Source organism: Rhizobium sp. CB3171 (assembly GCF_029714265.1).
Classification (GTDB): domain Bacteria; phylum Pseudomonadota; class Alphaproteobacteria; order Rhizobiales; family Rhizobiaceae; genus Rhizobium.
This window is the reverse complement of sequence record NZ_CP121653.1, coordinates 2349841-2369897: the sequence shown is the minus strand read 5'-3', so window position 1 is coordinate 2369897 and position 20057 is coordinate 2349841. Positions and strand designations below refer to the sequence as shown.

14 protein-coding genes and 1 pseudogene are annotated in these 20057 nt (G+C 59.3%); 5 read left to right on the top strand and 10 right to left on the bottom strand.

The window, feature by feature from the left end:
* Positions 1-57: 57 nt before the first annotated feature.
* The 4 genes from QA648_RS29940 to QA648_RS29925 form a co-directional block, all read right to left on the bottom strand.
* Positions 58-1836 carry a methyl-accepting chemotaxis protein gene (locus QA648_RS29940; RefSeq protein ID WP_283052546.1) on the bottom strand — a complete coding sequence of 593 codons (1779 nt, stop codon included), beginning with the start codon at positions 1834-1836 and terminating at the stop codon, positions 58-60.
* A 201-nt stretch (positions 1837-2037) separates the two neighbouring features.
* A complete protein-coding gene (locus tag QA648_RS29935; RefSeq protein ID WP_283046984.1) occupies positions 2038-3375 on the bottom strand; it encodes an ISNCY family transposase in 1338 nt (445 codons plus the stop codon).
* A 110-nt stretch (positions 3376-3485) separates the two neighbouring features.
* Entirely contained in the window at positions 3486-3761 is a 276-nt protein-coding gene (locus QA648_RS29930; RefSeq protein WP_283052544.1) for a hypothetical protein, read from the bottom strand.
* 435 nt (positions 3762-4196) lie between these two features.
* Positions 4197-5768 carry an acid phosphatase gene (locus QA648_RS29925; protein WP_104827593.1) on the bottom strand — a complete coding sequence of 524 codons (1572 nt, stop codon included), beginning with the start codon at positions 5766-5768 and terminating at the stop codon, positions 4197-4199.
* A gap of 224 nt (positions 5769-5992) precedes the next feature.
* On the opposite strand from QA648_RS29925, the gene QA648_RS29920 reads away from it, so the two are divergent.
* Complete coding sequence (locus QA648_RS29920; RefSeq protein ID WP_245464212.1) at positions 5993-7168, top strand: cytochrome c peroxidase; 1176 nt, start codon at positions 5993-5995, stop codon at positions 7166-7168.
* Here QA648_RS29920 and QA648_RS29915 read toward each other — a convergent pair.
* The 6 genes from QA648_RS29915 to QA648_RS29890 all read right to left on the bottom strand — a co-directional run bounded on the left by QA648_RS29915 (position 7150) and on the right by QA648_RS29890 (position 14847).
* Positions 7150-7398, bottom strand: a complete 249-nt coding sequence (locus tag QA648_RS29915; protein ID WP_104827983.1) for a hypothetical protein — start codon at positions 7396-7398, stop codon at positions 7150-7152. The genes QA648_RS29920 and QA648_RS29915 overlap by 19 nt on opposite strands.
* Before the next feature lie 131 nt (positions 7399-7529).
* Entirely contained in the window at positions 7530-7865 is a 336-nt protein-coding gene (locus QA648_RS29910) for a hypothetical protein (protein ID WP_104827591.1), read from the bottom strand.
* A gap of 115 nt (positions 7866-7980) precedes the next feature.
* On the bottom strand, positions 7981-9030 hold the full coding sequence (locus tag QA648_RS29905) for a 2-oxoglutarate and iron-dependent oxygenase domain-containing protein (protein WP_260304411.1): 1050 nt from the start codon (positions 9028-9030) through the stop codon (positions 7981-7983).
* A 227-nt stretch (positions 9031-9257) separates the two neighbouring features.
* A complete protein-coding gene (locus QA648_RS29900; protein WP_260304409.1) occupies positions 9258-10262 on the bottom strand; it encodes a murein L,D-transpeptidase catalytic domain family protein in 1005 nt (334 codons plus the stop codon).
* A gap of 279 nt (positions 10263-10541) precedes the next feature.
* Complete coding sequence (locus tag QA648_RS29895; RefSeq protein ID WP_104827588.1) at positions 10542-11465, bottom strand: response regulator transcription factor; 924 nt, start codon at positions 11463-11465, stop codon at positions 10542-10544.
* Positions 11458-14847 (bottom strand): ATP-binding protein, encoded by a 3390-nt coding sequence (locus QA648_RS29890; protein WP_104827587.1) that lies wholly within the window; start codon positions 14845-14847, stop codon positions 11458-11460. The genes QA648_RS29895 and QA648_RS29890 overlap by 8 nt, the downstream gene beginning before the upstream one ends.
* A gap of 217 nt (positions 14848-15064) precedes the next feature.
* On the opposite strand from QA648_RS29890, the gene urtA reads away from it, so the two are divergent.
* From urtA to urtD, 4 genes and pseudogenes are all read left to right on the top strand, one after another.
* The gene (urtA, locus tag QA648_RS29885) at positions 15065-16354 is read left to right on the top strand and encodes an urea ABC transporter substrate-binding protein (protein ID WP_260304408.1); all 1290 of its coding nucleotides are present in this window, start codon (positions 15065-15067) and stop codon (positions 16352-16354) included.
* Between the two features lie 150 nt (positions 16355-16504).
* Positions 16505-18130 carry an urea ABC transporter permease subunit UrtB gene (gene urtB / locus QA648_RS29880; protein WP_104827585.1) on the top strand — a complete coding sequence of 542 codons (1626 nt, stop codon included), beginning with the start codon at positions 16505-16507 and terminating at the stop codon, positions 18128-18130.
* Positions 18127-19191, top strand: a pseudogene (urtC, locus tag QA648_RS29875) (urea ABC transporter permease subunit UrtC); the annotation flags it as partial. The gene urtB and the pseudogene urtC, both read left to right, overlap by 4 nt.
* A 109-nt stretch (positions 19192-19300) precedes the next feature.
* Positions 19301-20056 carry an urea ABC transporter ATP-binding protein UrtD gene (gene urtD / locus QA648_RS29870; RefSeq protein WP_104827583.1) on the top strand — a complete coding sequence of 252 codons (756 nt, stop codon included), beginning with the start codon at positions 19301-19303 and terminating at the stop codon, positions 20054-20056.
* Position 20057 lies beyond the last annotated feature (1 nt).

Sequence of the window (20057 nt, the reverse complement as noted above, 5' to 3'; positions counted from 1 at the left end):
ACTACCTACTTCTGTATCCCGCTGCGATGCCGAAACTAGGGGGCAGCCAGTCCCGCATCAAAACTCCTCCCAATCGGCCTTGCGAGCAACCGCCGTGTTGCCGGAGAAGGTATTGGCTAGCTTACGGCCGAGTGCCCGTGCCGGCGACGCAACTGGTTTCGCTGTCCCAACAACCAGACGCGGCGCCATCGCTGCTCCGAGCTTGAACTGTGCAATGAGATCGCGAAGCGTTCTGACTTGGTCTGCCAGGCCGTTGGTGGCAGCAGTCGATTCCTCCACCATTGCCGCATTCTGTTGCGTGGCCTGATCCATCTGGTTCACAGCGATGCTGACTTCGGAAAGACCCGTCGACTGCTCCCGCGCGGCAGTCGAGATGGAATACACATGCTCGTTCACCTTGACGACCTGACTTTCAATCGCTGCGAGCGCCGAGCCCGTCGCTGTGACAAGCTTTACGCCAGAGCTGACCTCCTCGCCGGAGCGATTGATGAGCGTCTTGATGTCCTTGGCGGCATTTGCCGATCGCTGTGCCAGTTCGCGGACTTCCTGAGCAACGACAGCGAAGCCCTTGCCAGCGTCCCCGGCACGGGCGGCCTCAACGCCGGCATTTAGTGCAAGCAGGTTTGTCTGGAAGGCGATCTCATCAATGACATTGGTGATTTGACCAATCTCGCCTGAGGCTTGCTCGATCCTGCCCATCGCCGCAACGGCTTCCTTGACGACGGAACTTGATTGCTCCGTGCTCTTGCGTGCTTCGTCGACCATATGGCTGGCTTCCGACGCCCGGGCGGTGGAATTCTTCACGGCAACGGTGATTTCCTCGAGTGCAGAGGATGTTTCTTCGAGCGAGGCCGCCTGTTGCTCGGTGCGCTTGGACAGGCTGTCAGATGCGGTCCGCATCTCTCCGGCGTTGCTGTTGATCGTTTCGATTGCGCGGGATACCTCGCCAAGTATGGAGCGCAAATTGATCATCGTTGCGTTGACGTTGTCCTTCAGTTCGCCAAATGCTCCCTGGAAATCTCCGCTCATCGTTTCGGTCAGATCTCCTTCTGCAAGGGCTGCAATAACCCGGCGGGTCTCGGCAATGCCACTGTCGACGGAGGCCACCAGTTCGTTGACGCCCGCCGCAAAATGGTCGAGGTCTGGATTGTCATAAGTCTTCGTGATCCGCTGCGTGAAATCGCCCGCAACAGCGGCGGACACAACTGCAGCGATACTCGTCTGCAGATCGGCGCTCTTGGCCTGCAACGCGGCTTCCTGGGCGTTCAAATCTCGAACCTTGATCCCATTCTGCTTGAACACCTGGATCGCGTGCGCCATCGCGCCGATTTCGTCGTGACGGTTGGCGTAGGGAACTCCTGCGTCGAGATTTCCCGCGGCGAGCTCGCTCATGCTGTTGGTCAAAACGTTGATTGGGCGTGCAATCGCCTTTGAACCGTACAGGGCGGAGACGATCAGTGTGACAATCGCCAGCAATCCGATTCCAAGATTGAGCAGCAGGATCAGTGTTGCACCCGCTTTCGCGTCGTCGTCAGCCTGGCTCGCCGCTTTTTTTGCCGCCTCAACACCTTCGTCGAATAGTTTCGCTGCCTGATCGGAGATGGGCAGAAGTTTTGCCTGGATCTCCGCTGTTTTGGCTTGGATGGCGGGGGAGGCATCTTGGCTCTGTAATTTCGTCTTCATGACATCGACGAGTTCGGCTGTCATGGCAAAGAAATTTTCACTCAGGGATTTGAGCGTCTGCACTCGGTCCCGATCAGTGGGTAGCTTTACCTCGGCTGACGCTTGATCGAGATAGTTGATCACCGAATGATGGCGCGCTGCCAAATAGTCCACGGCCTTAGCTAGTTTCCGTCCACAAACATACGTATTTCGGCGCGTTTACAAGGGCTTGTGCTTGGAGGAGAGAGTAGTTTAGGGCGACCGACAGGATCATGGGCGCTTGTTGTTGGACAGTATACAGTTGGCGGCGCTGAGGCGTACGCCATGAAGGCCGGCATTGGTAGCGACGGCGTAATTCCAAAAGCTAGTCGGAGTTCAGGTCGGTTTGAGGCGGGTGAAGAGGACGAGGTTGTAAGCCACAACGGAGGACCAGACGTAGGTCTTGAAGTGGTCAAGGCCCCGCCAGGTGCAGCGTGCCAAGCCGTAGGCACGCTTGAGGCATGATATTCCGGCTTCGATACCGGCGCGGAAGTTGCGCAGCTTGCGATAGACCCAATTGCTTCTGACCATGTCCTCGACCTTGAGGCCAGCTTTTTTGTGGAATGCCATGTCGCGAACGCCCCAGGTCTTGGCTGTGGCCAGGTTGCCGCGACTGGCAAAGCCGCCGTCGGCCGCCGCCTGCCGCGGCGCGTGTCCATAGACGGCGATGTGGCGCTCCAGCATTGGCAGCAGCCGCTCGCTGTCGGGCGGATTACCCGCCTCGATCACGAGATCGAGGATCATGCCGCTTCTGCCGGTGGTCAGGTTGAGCTTGTGGCCGTATTCGGTCTCGCGGCTACCTTTGACGATGATATCGGCATGGGGTTCGAACAGGCTTACCAGCTTCTCGCCCGCCGGCAGCTTCTCTCCCGCCAGTACTCGCCGCTCGCTCTGTTTGATGATGCGTTCGATCAGCGGTCGATAGCGGCAAACCTGGGCCTGCCAGAGTTGGACGAGCGGATTGCTCGCCACGCCCAGTCGCTCGGTTGCCTGCTTCAGATATGCCAAGGTCGCGCGGGCGATCGCGATCAGCTCACGGTAGAGCCGGGCCCGATTGGGCTGACCGCGTGTGAACTGGATTTTGCGGGCACGCTTCTTGGCCGCGCGGCAATGATCGCGCCATGCCAGGCCGGCGCCGACCAAGGTATCTGCCTTCTTCAGCAGGCGCACCATGACCCGCACGGCATCCCACAGCAGGCTGCTGTCGCTCGGTTCGTGTATGAGTGCTGAGGTCACTGTACTGTCCAGCCGCACGACCGTGCCGTCCTCCAGCTTCGCCTGCCGAGCGCTCGACAGCAGCGCCCGATTGATCGCTTCCCAGGTCTCGGGTCGGATCGCGCTGATCGTCTTTTGCAGCACTGACTTTTGCGGGCTCCATGACCACGGCAGACGCGCAAAGGCCCGAAACGATGCGGAGTCCTCGAGATGGAACGCCAGTTCCTGGTAGCTCAGCTGCCGGTATTGCTTGAGCAATGCGCAACGCAGCACTGCCTCGGCCGGCAGCCCTTGCCGTCCGGTGGGCTTGACACCGTGCCGACCCAGATCCCGACCCACCAAGCCAAACAGATCGTGATGCTCGTCCAGCCACTGCGACATCGCCTTCAGTTCGTGGCCGATCTCGTGCGTAGCGAAAACATCGAATATACTGGCTTGGACGGTGCGTTCTTGGCGCATTGTCGGCTCCGGCGGTTGCAGATTGTGCTTCGGAATCAGTGGCATGAGCCCAAAGTATACCTGAAACCGCCGGGCCTTACCCGCGCAAAATTCAGATTCACGTAATAATATCAATAAGTTGTCGTTTGTGGACGGAAACTAGCTAGGTCTTCCGGTGACGAGGCCAATCGGAGATCGCGAACGCCGATCTGCATTCCACGCAGCGACGCTTTCGCATCAACCAAATTGCGGGAAACAATAAGTTGATCCTTCAGAAGCGCCGAGCGTTCGCCGATCATCTGGCCACCATACAAGACGACGAGAAGCATGGTCGCGACCATGAGAATGCCGATTGCGGAAAGCACCGCTAATTTTGTGCCAATACGGGATGAAATAGCCGACAGCATTTGTAATCACTCAAATGATCTGCAAGTTACCATCATAGGACCGGCAGAAGCGAAAATTGCGCGCAGCGTCATGCAATGCGTCAACGAATATTGCGCGAATATCAGAGATTTAGGTCGCGCTCAGGCTGTCATGAAGCTGTCATAAAGGTAAAAAAGTGCCTTCAATCGGAGGCAATTCGGGCGCTTTTTCGTAAAATGGATAGTCATTGCGCGGATCAGACTGGTGATAGTCAAGTCGGGAGAAAACAGCGACTGACAAAGGCTGATGTCTCGCTTAAGGGAAGCGGGCCTTACCAGTGCATGAAGCTCGTCCAATGCCTCTTCAATATACAACGTCTGAGCCACGATCTTCACCGAAGAGGTACAGACAAACGTCGCACGAAAGCCACGGGCCGTCATTTCACTGAGCGATGGGACCAAAACTGCAGCTACATCTCACTTGTTCTTGAGCATGAGTGCGCTGGTCAAATCGCCGAGTGGCTTCTGCTTATGGGCGGCGATAGCAGCGTCGCGCACGGTGATGCCGTGCAGCGTCGGGAGCTCGAAGCGGCGCGTGACGAAACGCAGGATCGAGGTCGTGTCCATGGGCGTGTGATCAACATAGCCGTGCCGCGCGTAGGGCGAGACGATAATTGCTGGAATGCGCGAACCCGGTCCCCAACGGTCGCCCTTAGGCGGTGCCACGTGATCCCACAGGCCGCCATTTTCGTCATAGGTGACAACGACCAGCATATGCGGCCATTGCGGGCTCTTTTCAAGATGCCCAATCAGATCGGCGATATGGGCGTCGCCAGCCTCAATATCGGCATAGCCAGAATGCTCATTAAGGTTGCCTTGCGGCTTATAGAAAGAGACTTGCGGCAGCGTGCCGGCATCGATCGCTTTGATGAACTCAGCGCCGGCCAAGCCGCCATCCCTCAGATGCTCGGTCCTGGCTGCGGTGCCGGGAGCGAAATTGGCATAATAGTTGAAAGGTTGGTGGTGATATTGAAGATTCGGCACTGGCTCCTTGTTGCCGTGGTCGAGCACATCCTGCCAAGCCCCGCCATACCAAGCCCAGGTCACGTGCTTGAGACTGAGCATATCGCCGATGGTTGGCTCAGTCTGTGGCGGCAATGTCGTTGGCTTGTTCGGGTCTGCCAATGCTTTGTCGCCATCCGGCGCGGGACCGTTACCGCTCGGCTGATAGGGCGGCTGCATGGTGTTGACGGCGTAGAAATCGGGCGTGAGATTGCCGTCGCCGACGAATTTCGGAATGCCGTCGATCGCCGATTTTGGCGAATTGGCGGCGGCCTTAAGCGTCACCCCGTCCGGCTCGACCACTGCGATCGAAGGCTTGGCGGTACTGGTGTCGGCGTTGGCATAATAGGGTGCACAAGCGCAAATCAGCCATTGATGGTTGAAGAAGGAGCCGCCGAAAGCGCCCATGAAGAAATTATCGGCCAGCACATATTTCTGGGCCACCTTCCACATCGCCGTCTTCGAGCCGTCCCACGAGCTCATCGCCAGCGCGCCTGAATCGGCATAGGCGACGAATTTGTCGTTGCGTCCGCCGTCGATCTGCATCTGGTTCTGATAGTAACGGTGCCAGAGGTCGCGCGTGATCGTATTCGAGGTGAGGTTGAAGCCCTTGGGATCGTCCGCGCGGAATGGCCGATTGGGGAGATGCTCGGTCTCCGCTTGGGTCACTGGTGGTGTCACGCCTTTGGCGGTGAGACCCTCCCAGATCGGCGGCAGCTCACGGAAAGGCTTGCCGTTGCGATCGCGCTGGATGCGTGCGCTTGCCGGCGCCTTCGAAACCCCGTTAGCCCCTGGGAAGCTGCCATAGAGATTGTCGAAGCTGCGATTTTCCGCGTAGATCACGACCACGGTGTCGATCAGCTTCAGATCACTGGCGGAATTCCGCGCAGGTCCCGCCTTTGCGCCAGAGGCGCCGGCGACGGCAGGGGCAAAAGCCGTCACAGAAAGACTTAACGCGCAGACGGCCGCGGCAGTGATCGATTTCATTTGAACTGATCTCCCCTGGTTCGGGTGGGCGTGCCTCACCTGACGCGGCAGCTTATCCGGGGCAGAAGCTAACGCAAGTCCTAATTGAAATGATTCTAAAACCCAGCTATCGATTTTGAGGTGGAGACCTGAGATTGCAGTGAAGGGACGCGAGCACAGCGATGCAATCCAAACCGCGTACAAGACAGTGGGTGGGGATCTGTGCTGCCGCTTCATTGTTGCTCATGATGACCTCGGTCCACACAGGCCAAGCTTTGTCGCGGGCCGATGTGCGGCTGAAAACACAGGCCTTGTATGCACTCGGCAAAACCCTCTTCTTCGATCCCTCCCTGTCAGCGTCAAGCAAAATGGCCTGCTCCTCCTGCCACGACCCAAGCCACGCCTTTGGGCCGAATAATGACCTGGCGGTGCAGCTTGGCGGTGGCGACTTGCATCAGGCCGGGCTGCGGGCGGTGCCCTCGCTCAAATATCTGCAGGTGGTGCCGCCCTTCACCGAGCATTTTTTTGAATCCGAGGACGAAGCCGACGAAAGCATCGACAACGGGCCGACGGGTGGTCTGACCTGGGACGGCCGGGTCGATCGCGGCTGGGAGCAAGCCAGGATTCCCCTGCTTTCTGATTTCGAGATGGGCAATAAAGGCGAAGCGGAGGTCGCCGGCCGCGTGCTCGCGGCGGGCTACGCCAAGGCAATCACCGATATTGCCGGCTCAAAGGCCGTCGATGATCCGGCGATCGTCTTTCGCACCTCGGTTAAGGCACTGGAAGTCTTTCAGCAGGACTATCGGACCTTCTATCCCTATTCGAGCAAATATGACGCAGTACTGGCCGGCAAGGCTCAGCTCACGCCACAGGAGGCAAGGGGGCTGGACCTGTTCAATGCAGCCGAGAAGGGCAATTGTGCTTCCTGTCATGTCAGTCAGCGCGGAAATGATGGCACGCCGCCGCAGTTCACCGATTATGGGTTGATCGCCATCGGCGTGCCCCGTAATCGCGATATTCCTGCGAACAAGGATCCGGCGTTCTACGATCTTGGCCTATGCGGTCCCTTGCGCACCGATTTCATTGGACGCGAGGATTATTGCGGGCTCTTTCGCACACCAACGCTGCGCAACGTCGCTCTTCGCAAGACCTTCTTCCACAATGGCGACGTTCATTCTTTGCGGGACGCCGTACGCTTCTACGTGGAACGTGAGACCCATCCGGAGCGCTGGTATCCCCGCAAACCCGACGGGAGCGTCGATAAATACGATGATCTGCCGGAGGCGGCAAAAGCCAACATAAACACCGACCCACCTTTCGACCGCAAGGCAGGCGACGAGCCCGCGCTTTCGCCCGCCGAAATCGACGATGTCGTATCTTTCCTCGGAACACTCACCGACGGCTACGAACCGTTGGAGTGAGGACGTGAGCGGTCGTGTTTTGCTCGATGCCGCTTGCTGGGCAGATCGAGCAGACGGGCGACGGTCTCGGCGCCTTTGCCAGAAACCGCCATCTTGCCGGTATCGCTTATTTGGAGTTCAGTTCCGTTTGAGAAGCTGAGGGACCAGCCGTCATCGGTGGCTATGCGGCGCCTGTCCGTTAGTTCGATACCGGCCGCAGAGATCAGCGCGATCGCCTTTTCGACGTCCATGATCATCACTCACGCAAGAACATCCTGAACATTTGTACTAAGGGTCCTGACGGCTCGCAAGTGTCGAGCGCCGAACCCCACGACGATCGCAGGTAAGACCTGGAAGAACGACGGAATCTGAGGCGGGATCGCTAGTGAAAGGTTCCAGGAAGAGGGCGATCGTCTGCCAGCGTTTGCATTGCGCGGATCAGGCCAAAGGCACGGTCGATAATCTCGGCGCTTGACGGATTGTCGAACATCGCGAGTTCCTCGCGCATCACCGTGAGCATCCAGTTGATCTCAAGGAGCGTCAACACGGTGTTTGAATCGGTATCGGCCGCGACGGTGTAGATAAGATCCGTAATTGTCGTCGTCAGGAAGTCGATGCAATTCAGCCGCTCGGTCACATTCAACAGTGAAAATGGGATCGATGATGTCTTGTCGTCCGTCAGCATCAGCGGTTCCTCCAGAAGAAACACAAGGCGCATCACGCCTCATGGTCCTTCATGAGACGCAGTTCGGCTTCGCGCCAACCGAGCAATGACGTTAATAGATCAAACTGCGCTCCGTCGCGAGTGAAGCTTTTGTAAGATTACGATCAGCCTATTTGCCGGCAGCAAGCTGCTCCGTCGTCAGCAAATCGGCATGGTGGGCGAGGGCGACGTCGGGATGTGAACGCAAGCGGCTCTTCAACTGATTGATACCGACCTCCCGAAAAATGGGGTTGAGCGGATCGACCGAGACGCCTCGCTCGGCAAGCTTCAAATCATCTGGAAGATCGATGACCGGAATTGTCGCGTCGGGTCGCGAGCCGAGGAAGAATGCCACCGAGAAGCGTTCGACGCCCGCCGGCGGCGCAACGACGTCATGCACATCCGCGCGCACGAAACCGTTCGTCGCCAGTTCGAGCAGTTCCCCGGTGTTGATCACGAAGGTGCCGGGAACCGGTGGAGCATCGATCCAAAGATCGTCCTCCGTGCGCACGCGCAAGCCCGGAACCGTGTCCTGAAGCAATACGGTCACGAAGCCGCCGTCCTTGTGGGCGCCGACGCCCTGGTCCGTCTCGGCAGCGTCGCGACCGGGATAGCGGATGATTTTCAAAAGTTGTGAAGGCTGCGGTTGATAGATCTCCGCAAAGACGTTTTCAGATTGGCCGAGAGCCACCGCAATCGCCTTGAGAATATCGATACCGATCCGCGTGACCTCCGCCTGGTAGGCAAGCAACAACGGTTTGAGTTCCGGCAGCGCTTCCGGCCACTGGTTTGGCCCCTGCAAACGCCGCCAGGCTGGCGTGTCCGGACCGATCTCGAAGGGGCTGCTTTCAGTGTTGATGTCGAGCTGCTCTCGCCAATCCTGTTGGCCACGAGTGCGTTCCTGCCCAGCACGGTTATAGCCGCGGAAGTGCGGCGACTTCACCATTTCGATCTTGAGCTTTTCTTCCAGCGGCAGCGCGAAAAAACGTTTCGCGGTCGCCACCACATCGCGGATCAAGTCCGGATCGACGCCGTGGTTCTGCAGGTAGAAGAAGCCATGGTCGTGGAGGACGCCGCGCAGCTCCGCAACGAAAGCCTGGCGATCCTCCGAGGTGCCGTAGAAGCGGGAGAGATCGAGTGTCGGCAGTGCGGTCTCGTTTGGTAACTGTGCGACGGTCATGGTTTATCTTCACTATCCTCAAAGGCAGGGCAGGGCGGGCAAGCCAAAACGCGGCAAACTCAGCGGCCAGCACTAACGGGGACGCTAGAGGACGCAATCAGCCGCGGCAAACAAGATCATCTTAAAGATGGAACACTGCTTGGAACGATTTTGCTGTCCGCGTGCCAAGCCTCGGCAAACGCAAACTTCATCAATGGAGAGCCGTCCTGCCCGGAACGTGCGGCTTCTCAGTTGGACACAGCTTCGCAAAGGGGAATGGGGCGCGGTGGCGGCGCTGGATGATCTTGCTTGTATTGGGCGATGATTGGCTCGAGCTTCTCCTTCGGCCAGAACTGTGGCGCGCCGATCTCGCTGAGGCATGAGGCGTTCCAGTAAGAACCGTTTTTGGCCGGCGATTGGCCAGATGCTATGGCACGCGCAACGGCACTGATGTCACGGGCCTCCGGATAGATATAAAGGGTCGTCGGGTTATCCTTGACCATCGACAGCACTTGCGCGGCATCTTCCGGCGACCAACTGGTACAGCCATCGCTGCGGCCGCCCGCATAGGTGACCAGTTTGCCGAATGGGACGTACCCCTGACGATTTGCGTAGGGGCTTTCCGGCTTTTTCTGCATGCATATCCCCGAGACGAGCGCCGCGGCGTGTCCACCGATGGCACGCTGCCTGGCGTTTGCAGTGTCGCCGATGCCATCGAACTGCACGAACGAGCGCGTCAGAACTGCATCCTGATTGGGAGAGGCACGATAATAGCCTTTGAAGGTCGTCTTGATCTCATTTGTCAGATATGCGCCACCGGCCGTCAGATTGGAATCCATTGCGTTGCCGAAGTTTTTTGCACACTCCCGCCCATTGGAAAAGTTGGCGACCCCTTGCAGATTGCGGCCACCACCATGCCCTGACGATATCACGCGGAATGACCGGGATGCTTCGCAGATCATGTAGAACCGGCCGCCTGTCGTTCCGCCGGTACGATCGTTAGGACGCGTGGCGTCCATCGCGAAATAGCATGTGTTTCTCACACGTCCCTCTGCAACCTTTTCCAGATAAAGTGCCCGAGCCCGTTCCAGCACGACTGGTGCAATCTGCCCGCTCCCTTCGCCAACATATCCCGCCAGCCAGCCTGGAATGGCCGATGCATTGCTCGAGGCAAATGCCGGGCCCGCACCGCAGAGCGATGCCACCACGGCAGCGAAGCCGAGGCGCTTGAAAATGCTAAATCTTGGGAGCATGCGGGTGTCTCCCCGAGACGTCGAGACGATCATCTGTGTGATGTCGCTCGCGGTTTCGGAATCAAAGTGGCGAAAGGTTCTAATAGCTTACCATTGTGCTTGAGCAATCGTTAACACTGCATTTCCAATTTCGTCGCTGCTGCGGTGAGCGAAACCACTTGCCGGATAGCCGCGCAACTCGGGCGAATACTGTGGACGATGGACCTGGTATTCTGGCCGGCCCACCCGGCGGTGAGCACATGGGAGCACGAGCGTTCCATCAGCTCAAAAGTTGACATTTCAATTTTCGTGAAACGCGGATGCCGCCATCACCGCTGCTGAAGAGCGATTTTCCACGCCGAGCTTAATATAGATTTGTTCCAGATGCTTGTTCACGGTTCTGGCGGAAAGACCCAGTATCTCTCCGATATCCTTGTTGGCTTTTCCTTTGGCAATCCAAAGCAACACTTCAGATTCTCGTTGCGTGAGCTTGAAACGTTGCCGCAGGATCTCGTTGTCAGGCACTTGTTTCGTAGCGGTCAATCGAAATAGGTACTCGTCGGTTCCGATCGTGCCCAAAAACGAAAGTTGCAGCGCCGCTTCTCCTTTGATTTTCACGGCGAATGTCGTGTCGTAAACAGCTCCGGCATTTTCACGTGCCACGATGAAATCGGCAATCGGTGCGGCTAGGCTGTTCAAGCCTTCATCGGTGCCGGACGCGGCATTGACAAGACGAGTTGCCTGCGGGGTCGACCAAAGAACGGAGCCATCGCGGCGAACCGCCATCAAATGTCTTCCAGCGACGTCCAGTGCCACCCGAGAACTCTGGGCGGAGCGTGCATTGCGCAGGTGTACGCGGATGCGGGCGCGCAGTTCATCGACATTGATCGGCTTGGTGAGATAGTCGACACCGCCGGATTCCAGCGCATGCACAACATGCTCGGTTTCGGTCAATCCGGTCATGAAGACGACGGGAATCTGGGCGATGCCCGCATTGGCCTTCAGCCGGCGGCAGGTCTCGAAACCATCCATCGACGGCATGACGGCATCCAGAAGGATGAGATCGGGTGTGATGCGCTCGACGATATTGAGCGCCGCCGATCCGGAGGTGGCGATCAGCACGGAGAAGCCGGATTGCTCGAGCGCATCTGTCAGGAAACCGAGAGCTTCCGGCGAATCGTCCACCAGCAAGACTATGTCGCGGGGAAGTGCGGGCTCAGTCAATCTGTTCTACCTTTTCAGTGTCGAAGGTGCGCAGCACATTCAGGAAGCCGTCAAGATCGAAAGCCTGGACATGAATGCGCATGGCGTCGGTAAAGGGTTTGTTTTCATCAAGCTTGGCGAGATCGGCAAGCTTTGCCTCGATGCCCCTGATATAGCCTATTTCGCCGAGCCGCATCAGTTCGCGTACATGCTCCAGCCCCGGGCTTATCAAGGGCGCTGGCGGCCTCAGTGCGACCGGGGCGGAGGCGTCGGCATAAATCCATTTCAAGCCGAGATGGAGCGCCAGCTTGTCGCGAAGCTGGCGGATATCGACCGGCTTGCCGATGGCATCATTATGGCTGTCGTCGCTGTCCTTGGCAGCGGCGCGGTCGCCGATATTGGCCGACAGCATCAGGATCGGCGCCATCTGGCCGTTCTCCCTCAGCCGCGAGACCAGTTGCCAGCCGTTCATGCCGGGCATGGAGATGTCGACCAGGAAAAGATCCGGTTTGATGCCCTCGATCAAGGTCAGGCAGTCCGGCCCGCCGGTGGCCGTCAGCACGATGAAATCGAGCGGCGACAACACTTCGCGCATCAGCTCGCGATGATCCTCATTGTCGTCGACGACGACGATGGTACGGCGCGGCCCTTCGTAACTGACGATCCGCTGTTCCTGCGCCGGCGGCTTCATCGGCCGGATCACCGCCGACAGCATCAGGCGCACCTTGAAAGCCGAACCCTTGTCCTTTTCGCTGGAAACGGAGATTTCGCCGCCGAGCGTATTGGTGAGCAGCCGGGTAATGGTCAGTCCAAGGCCGAGGCCCGGCATGGGGCGGACGCTGTCGGCCTCGCCACGCTGGAAGGGCTCGTAAATGCGGGTGAGATCCTTCTCGGCGATGCCGCGCCCGGTGTCGGCGATCGTGAAACTCGCGACCTGGCTGCGATAGCCGACCTCGAAGCGCACACTGCCCGCATCGGTGAACTTGATGGCGTTGGAGAGCAGGTTGACGAGAATCTGCCGCAGCCGCTTTTCGTCGGTGCGGACATAATCGGGCAGGGCGGCGGAACGTTCATGGATGAAGACAAGACCCTTGGCCTGCGCCTGCGGGCGGAACATGTCGACGATCTGGTCGAGAAAGTCCTGGATGTTGATCTCGTTGGAATAAACCTGCAGCCGGCCGGCCTCGATCTTGGAAATGTCGAGTAGCCCGTCGATCAGACCGGAGAGATGCTCCGCGCTGCGGCGGATGACCTTCAACGAGGATTGCCGGGGCGCGGGAATGGTCTCGTCATGCTCGAGGATCTGGGCATAGCCCAGTACCGCGTTGAGCGGCGTGCGCAATTCGTGGCTCAAGCCGACGACGTAGCGGCTCTTGGCGCGGTTGGCGGCTTCGGCCGCCTCCTTGGCGCTCTGCAAAGCCGCATCCGTCTTCTTGTGCGCGGCGATTTCCTTGAGCAGCAACGTATTTTGGCGCGAGGATTCCTCCTCGGCGACGACGCGGCTGTCGTGGGCGAGCACATAGAACCAGCAGACGACGCCAGCAATGACGGCAAAGACGAAGAAGACGATCAGGATGGTGCGGTCGACCACTTGCGCCGTCTCGGGCGAGGCGGAGCCGACCTGATGCGCGATCATTGCCAGGATGGCGCCCACGGCCGTCAACGCCACCGCGACTGCAATGCCGTAGCGGCCGAGACGGGTGGCGAGCTTGGCGACGACGGTCTCCGGCAACAGGGTCTTGGCGACCGTGCCGATCTGCGTGTTAAGCCGCGCCTTCGGTTTGCACATGTCGTGGCAGCGGCTGTCCAGCGAGCAACAGAGCGAGCAGATCGGCGCGGCATAGGCCGGGCACCAGGCCATGTCCTCCGGCTCGAAAGGATGTTCGCAGACCGAGCAGGTGATGGTGGCGAGGTTCTTCCAGCTTTGGCGCGGCTTGCGGGCGAGATAGAATTTTCCCTTGGTCGCCCAGGCGAGTGTGGGCGAGGCGATGAGGGCAATGACCAAGGTGATATAGGGGGCGAGCGAGGCGGCGATAGTGCCAAGCGCGCCAAAATGGGCGATGAGGGCAATCGCCGCCGAGAGCGCCATGGCCCCCAGGCCGACGGGATTGATGTCGTAGAGATGGGCGCGCTTGAACTCGATGCCGGGAGGGGCAAGACCGAGCGGCTTGTTGATGAAGAGATCGGCGGAGATCGTGCAGAGCCACGCCATGGCGATGATGGAGAAGATGCCGAGGGTTTCCTCCAGCAGCCTGTAGATCCCAAGTTCCATCAGCAGCAGGGCAATGGCAACGTTGAAGACCAACCAGATGACGCGGCCGGGATGGCTATGGGTCAGCCGCGAAAAGAAATTCGACCAGGCAAGCGAGCCGGCATAGGCATTCATCACATTGATCTTGAGCTGCGAGACCACGACAAAAGCGGCCATCAACAGCAGTGCGGCGTTGTGCCAGGGAATCATGTAGCCGAAGGCGGTGAGATACATCTGCGCCGGATCGGCGGCGCGATCGGCCGGCACGCCGGAACTTAGCGTCAGCACGACGAGGAAGGAGCCGGCCAGCAGCTTCAGCGCGCCGATGAGTACCCAGCCGGGACCGGCGAGAAAGATCACCAGATGATGCCGCCATTTGCGGCGGCCTTCCGGCGGCAGGAAGCGCAGAAAGTCGGCCTGTTCGCCGATCTGTGACATCAGCGCCAGGATGACGGCGGAAGCAGCGCCGAATTCCACCAGATCGAAGGGAGCGGCCGTTCCCGATGCCTCGGACGCGTGATGTATACCGGCGAACGCCCGCCAGAGGTCGAATTTCCCCCAATCGGAAAAGGCGATGAAGACGAAGGGCAGGATGTTGAGGACGATCCAGAACGGCTGGGTCAGGAGCTGGAACCGGCTGATCAGACGGACGCCGTGCGTCACCAGCGGGATCACCATGACGGCGCTGACGATATAGCCGACCCACAGGGGTATGCCGAGTGTCAGCTCCAGCGCCCCCGACATGATGGATGCCTCGATGGCGAACAGCATGAAGGTGAAGCCGGCATAGATCAGCGAGGTGATCGTCGAGCCGATATAGCCGAAGCTCGCGCCGCGGGTCAGGAGATCGATATCGACCCCGTGTCGGATGGCATAGCGGCTGATCGGCAGGCCGATCGCCAGCATGACGATACTAGCGACGATGATGGCATAGAAGGCGTTGGTCGTGCCGTAGGAGAGTGTTGTGGCGCCGCCGATTGCCTCCAGCGCCAGGAAGGAGATGGCGCCGATTGCCGTCTGCGAAATGCGCTGCGAGGAAAATTGCCTGGCGCTTTTGGCGGTGAAGCGCAGCGCATAGTCTTCCAACGTCTGGTTTGCCACCCAGCGGTTATATTCGCGTCTCACCGGAATGATGCGTTGCCGCGCCGCCATGCCCACCCTTCAGCAGTCTTCAAATCTAACCGACGTCGTAACACGGAATGCAGCGGCCCTTAAGTGCGTGGACTGCGGATATACTGCACATTTCGCCCCGTCTCCTACGTCATATTACGTATGTGGAATCCCCTGGCGCTGCCGGATAGTCGCGGCAGGCAACGGTTAATCTTTGTTTACGAACTGTTGCGGGCAGACAAAAAGAGGGGAACTACGCATGAAACTGAAGACTCTTGTCTCCGGCGCGCTTCTGGGCGCCATCATGTCGACGACCGCATTCCACGGAGCTTTTGCCGCCGACGACACCATTAAGGTCGGCGTTCTCCATTCGCTTTCGGGCACCATGGCGATTTCGGAAACGACGCTGAAGGATGCCATGCTGATGCTCATCGACGAGCAGAACAAGAAGGGCGGCGTTCTCGGCAAGAAGCTGGAGCCGGTCGTCGTCGATCCGGCATCCGACTGGCCGCTGTTTGCCGAAAAGGCACGCGAGTTGATCCAGAAGGACAAGGTCTCGGCCGTGTTCGGCTGCTGGACCTCGGTGTCGCGCAAGTCGGTCCTGCCGGTCTTCAAGGAACTGGATTCGATCCTGTTCTACCCCGTGCAGTTCGAGGGTGAAGAGTCCGAGCGCAACGTGTTCTACACCGGCGCAGCGCCGAACCAGCAGGCGATCCCCGCTGTCGATTATCTGATGCAGAATGAAGGCGTGCAGCGCTGGGTTCTGGAAGGCACCGACTACGTCTATCCGCGCACGACCAACAAAATCCTTGAAGCCTATCTGAAGTCCAAGGGCGTCAAGGCCGAAGACATCATCATCAACTACACGCCGTTCGGCTTCTCCGACTGGCAGACGGAAGTCTCCAAGATCAAGGCCTTCGGTTCGGCCGGCAAGAAGACCGCCGTCGTCTCCACCATCAATGGCGACGCCAATGTTCCCTTCTACAAGGAGCTCGGCAACCAGGGCGTCAAGGCGGAAGACATTCCGGTCGTCGCTTTCTCCGTCGGCGAAGAGGAACTTGCCGGCGTCGACACCAAGCCGCTGGTTGGCCATCTCGCCGCCTGGAACTATTTCCAGTCCGTCGACACGCCCGCCAATGCCGAATTCATCAAGGAATGGCATGCCTATACCAAGAACGACAAGCGCGTCACCAACGACCCGATGGAAGCCGCCTATATCGGCTTCAACATGTGGGTGAAGGCCGTCGAAAAGGCCGGTACGACCGATCCGGACAAGGTGATCGACGCACTCGTCGGCGTTTCCGTTCCAAACCTTACCGGCGGCTACGCCACCATGATGCCGAACCATTACATCACCAAGCCCGTGCTGATCGGCGAAGTGCAGGAAAACGGCCAGTTCGACGTCGTTTCGCAAACCCCCGCAGTGGTCGGCAAGGAATGGTCGGATTACCTGCCTGACAGCAAGGACCTGATCTCGGATTGGCGCATGCCGATGAACTGCGGCAACTTCAACGTTTCCACCGGCAAGTGCGGCGGCAAGGGTTCCTGAGTTCCGCCCGATATCGAGGCGGCGATAAGCCGCCTCGAATAATTCCTTGACGTCGCATGATCCCGAAAACCGCTTCGCACTTTTCGGGATCATGCGCGCAGATCGTCGCGGGCAGGCTCCTCTGCCCGCGACAGCATGAGGGGACGTGCGATGTTCGACAAATTCATTTACCGCAAGGCTTTGGCGTTTGCCGCCGGCTTTTGCCTGATGCTGGTGCTGGCGGCGACCGCGCTGCGCGCCGAGGAGGATGCGCATAGCCTCATCAATGCGCTAGGTCCGGCAAACTTCCAGCAGGCCGACGAGATCGTGAAGAACCTGGCCAAGACCGGCGATCCCAAGGTAGTCCCGGCGCTGCAAGCCTTTTCGGACGGCGATCTCTATGTCCGCAAATCCGACAATCAAGTCTTCATCGCCAAATCTTTCGGTGATGGCATGGCCTTGGTCGATCCGTTGACCGGGCAGGCGGCCGGCCAGGAAGCCAAGGGCAATCTCAGCAAGATCAAGATCAACAACAATCTTCGTCGCTCGGTCCGTGCGGCGCTCGGCGGCCTGACGCTGATGAGCCCGGATCGCGGCGTCAGATTGGAGGCGGCTCAATCTGTGCTGAAATCGCCGAGCGCGGATTCGCTGGACGCGTTGGAAGCAGCGTTGCAGGGCGAAAAGGATGGCGAAATCCGCGGCGTGCTCGAGAGGGCGCGCGCGGTTGCCGTGCTAAGCTCCGATCGTTCGCCGGAGCAGAAGAAGGCAGCGATCGAGACGATCAGGAACGAAGGCGGCCGCGATGCGATCGGGGTTCTCTCCTCGGTTTCCGTGGACGACAGCCTGAGGCCCGATATCGCGGCTGCTATAGCCAGCATCCAAAGCCAATTGGCGATCTGGGATGCGGTGCAGAACGTCTGGTACGGCCTGTCGCTCGGCTCGGTGCTTCTGCTTGCCGCCATCGGGCTTGCCATCACCTTCGGCGTCATGGGCATCATCAACATGGCACATGGCGAGATGGTGATGCTGGGCGCCTATTCCACCTTCATGGTGCAGAGCGTTATCCGCAGCTCTTATCCGGAACTCTTCGACTGGTCGCTGGCGATCGCCTTGCCGGTCGCGTTCCTGGTCACCGGCGCCGTCGGCCTCGTCATCGAGCGCGGCGTCATTCGTTTCCTCTATGGCCGGCCGCTGGAAACGCTGCTCGCCACCTGGGGCATCTCGCTGATCCTGCAACAGGCGGTGCGTTCGATCTTCGGGCCGACCAATCAGGAAGTCGGCAATCCCTCCTGGATGTCTGGTTCCTTCGATCTCGGTTATCTCTCGATCACCTGGAACCGCCTCTGGATCATCGTTTTCGCGCTTGGCGCCTTCGTCGCCCTGCTGTTGCTGCTGAAGCGCTCGGCCTTCGGCTTGCAGATGCGGGCGGTGACGCAGAATCGGCGCATGGCGTCCTCCATGGGCATTCGGACGCCCTGGGTCGATGCATTCACCTTTGCCCTGGGGTCGGGCATTGCGGGGATGGCAGGCGTTGCGCTCTCGCAGATCGACAACGTCTCGCCAAACCTTGGCCAGAGCTACATCATCGACAGTTTCATGGTTGTCGTTTTCGGCGGCGTCGGCAATCTCTGGGGAACGCTGGTCGGTGCCTTCTCGCTCGGCATCCTCAACAAATTCCTCGAACCCTATGCGGGGGCGGTGCTCGGCAAGATCCTGGTTCTTGTCCTCATCATTCTTTTTATCCAGAAACGTCCGCGCGGGCTCTTCGCCCTCAAGGGAAGGGCGGTGGAAGCATGATCACGGCCTTTATCCTTCGTTCGCTCGATCGGCGTATCAGCATCGCCATCGCGATCCTGCTGGCCGTCGCGGTGCTCGTGCCGCTGTCGAACCTGGCTCTGCCGGAAAGCAGTCCGCTGCATGTGCCGACCTACCTGATGTCGCTGTTCGGCAAATATCTGACCTACGCGCTGCTCGCCTTGGCGCTCGACCTCGTCTGGGGCTATTGCGGCATTCTCTCGCTCGGTCACGGCGCCTTCTTTGCGCTCGGCGGCTACGCGATGGGCATGTATCTGATGCGGCAGATCGGCTCGCGCGGCACCTATGGCAATCCCATCCTGCCGGATTTCATGGTTTTCCTGAATTGGAAGGAATTGCCCTGGTTCTGGTACGGCTTCGATCATTTCTGGTTTGCGATGATCATGGTGCTGGCGGCCCCTGGTCTGCTCGCCTTCGTCTTCGGCTGGTTCGCCTTCCGCTCCCGCGTCAACGGGGTCTATCTGTCGATCATCACGCAGGCGATGACCTATGCGCTGCTGCTCGCCTTCTTCCGAAACGACATGGGTTTCGGTGGCAATAACGGCCTGACCGATTTCAAGGATATTCTCGGTTTCAACATCCAGGCCGACGGCACCCGCGCCGTGCTCTTTGCCGCCACCGCGTTGTTTCTGGCGCTGGCGCTGATGCTGTCATCGGCCATCGTGCGCTCGAAGTTCGGCAAGGTACTGGTCGGCGTGCGCGATGCGGAAAGCCGGACGCGCTTCTTGGGTTACCGCGTTGAGCACATGAAGCTTTTCGTCTTTGTGGTATCGGCGATGATGGCCGGCGTTGCCGGCGCACTCTATGTGCCGCAGATCGGCATCATCAACCCCGGCGAATTCGCGCCTGCCAATTCGATCGAAGTGGTCATCTGGACGGCGGTCGGCGGCCGGGCGACGCTGATCGGCCCGATTATCGGCGCCATCCTCGTCAATGGCGGCAAGACGGTTTTCACCGGTCTGTTTCCCGATTTCTGGCTCTTTGCTCTCGGTGGCCTCTTCGTCGCGGTGACGCTGTTCCTGCCCAAGGGCATCGTCGGCACGATAGCGCAGCATATCGGTAGTGGTCGCAAACCGGTGAGCCCGAAGCCTGAAGCAGACGAAGATGAAGCCGAAGCCGGCAAGACGACGATCCAGGCGGCGGAGTGAGACCATGATCCCGGACATCAAGCCCAACAGCATGCTTTATCTCAACAACGTCTCGGTCGCCTTCGACGGCTTCAAGGCGCTTAATTCCCTGTCGATCGTCATCGAGCCAGGAGAGCTTCGCGCCATCATCGGCCCGAACGGCGCCGGCAAGACGACGATGATGGACATCATCACCGGCAAGACGCGGCCCGACCAGGGCGAGGTGTTCTTCAACGGCCAGATCGATCTGACCAAGAAGGACGAGGCCGATATCGCCCAGCTCGGCATCGGCCGCAAATTCCAGAAGCCGACCGTCTTCGAAAGCCATACCGTTTGGGACAATCTCGAACTGGCGCTCAACCGCAAGCGTGGCGTTTTCTCGACGCTCTTCTACCGCTTGACGCCTGAAGACCGCGCCCGCATCCACGAAATCCTCGACACGGTGCGCCTCTCCCACCGGCGCGACGAGTTGGCCGCCAATCTTTCGCATGGGCAGAAGCAGTGGCTGGAGATCGGCATGCTGCTCGCCCAGGACCCGAAGCTGCTTTTGGTCGACGAACCTGTGGCCGGCATGACCGACGCTGAGACGGCCGAGACGGCCGTGCTGCTAAAGGAGATCGCCAAGACACGTTCGGTCGTGGTGGTCGAGCATGACATGGGCTTCATCCGCGATCTTGGCGTCAAGGTGACGTGCCTGGCGGAAGGTTCGGTGCTGGCCGAAGGCTCGATCGATTTCGTCAGCAACGATCCGAAGGTGATCGAAAATTATTTGGGGCGATGAG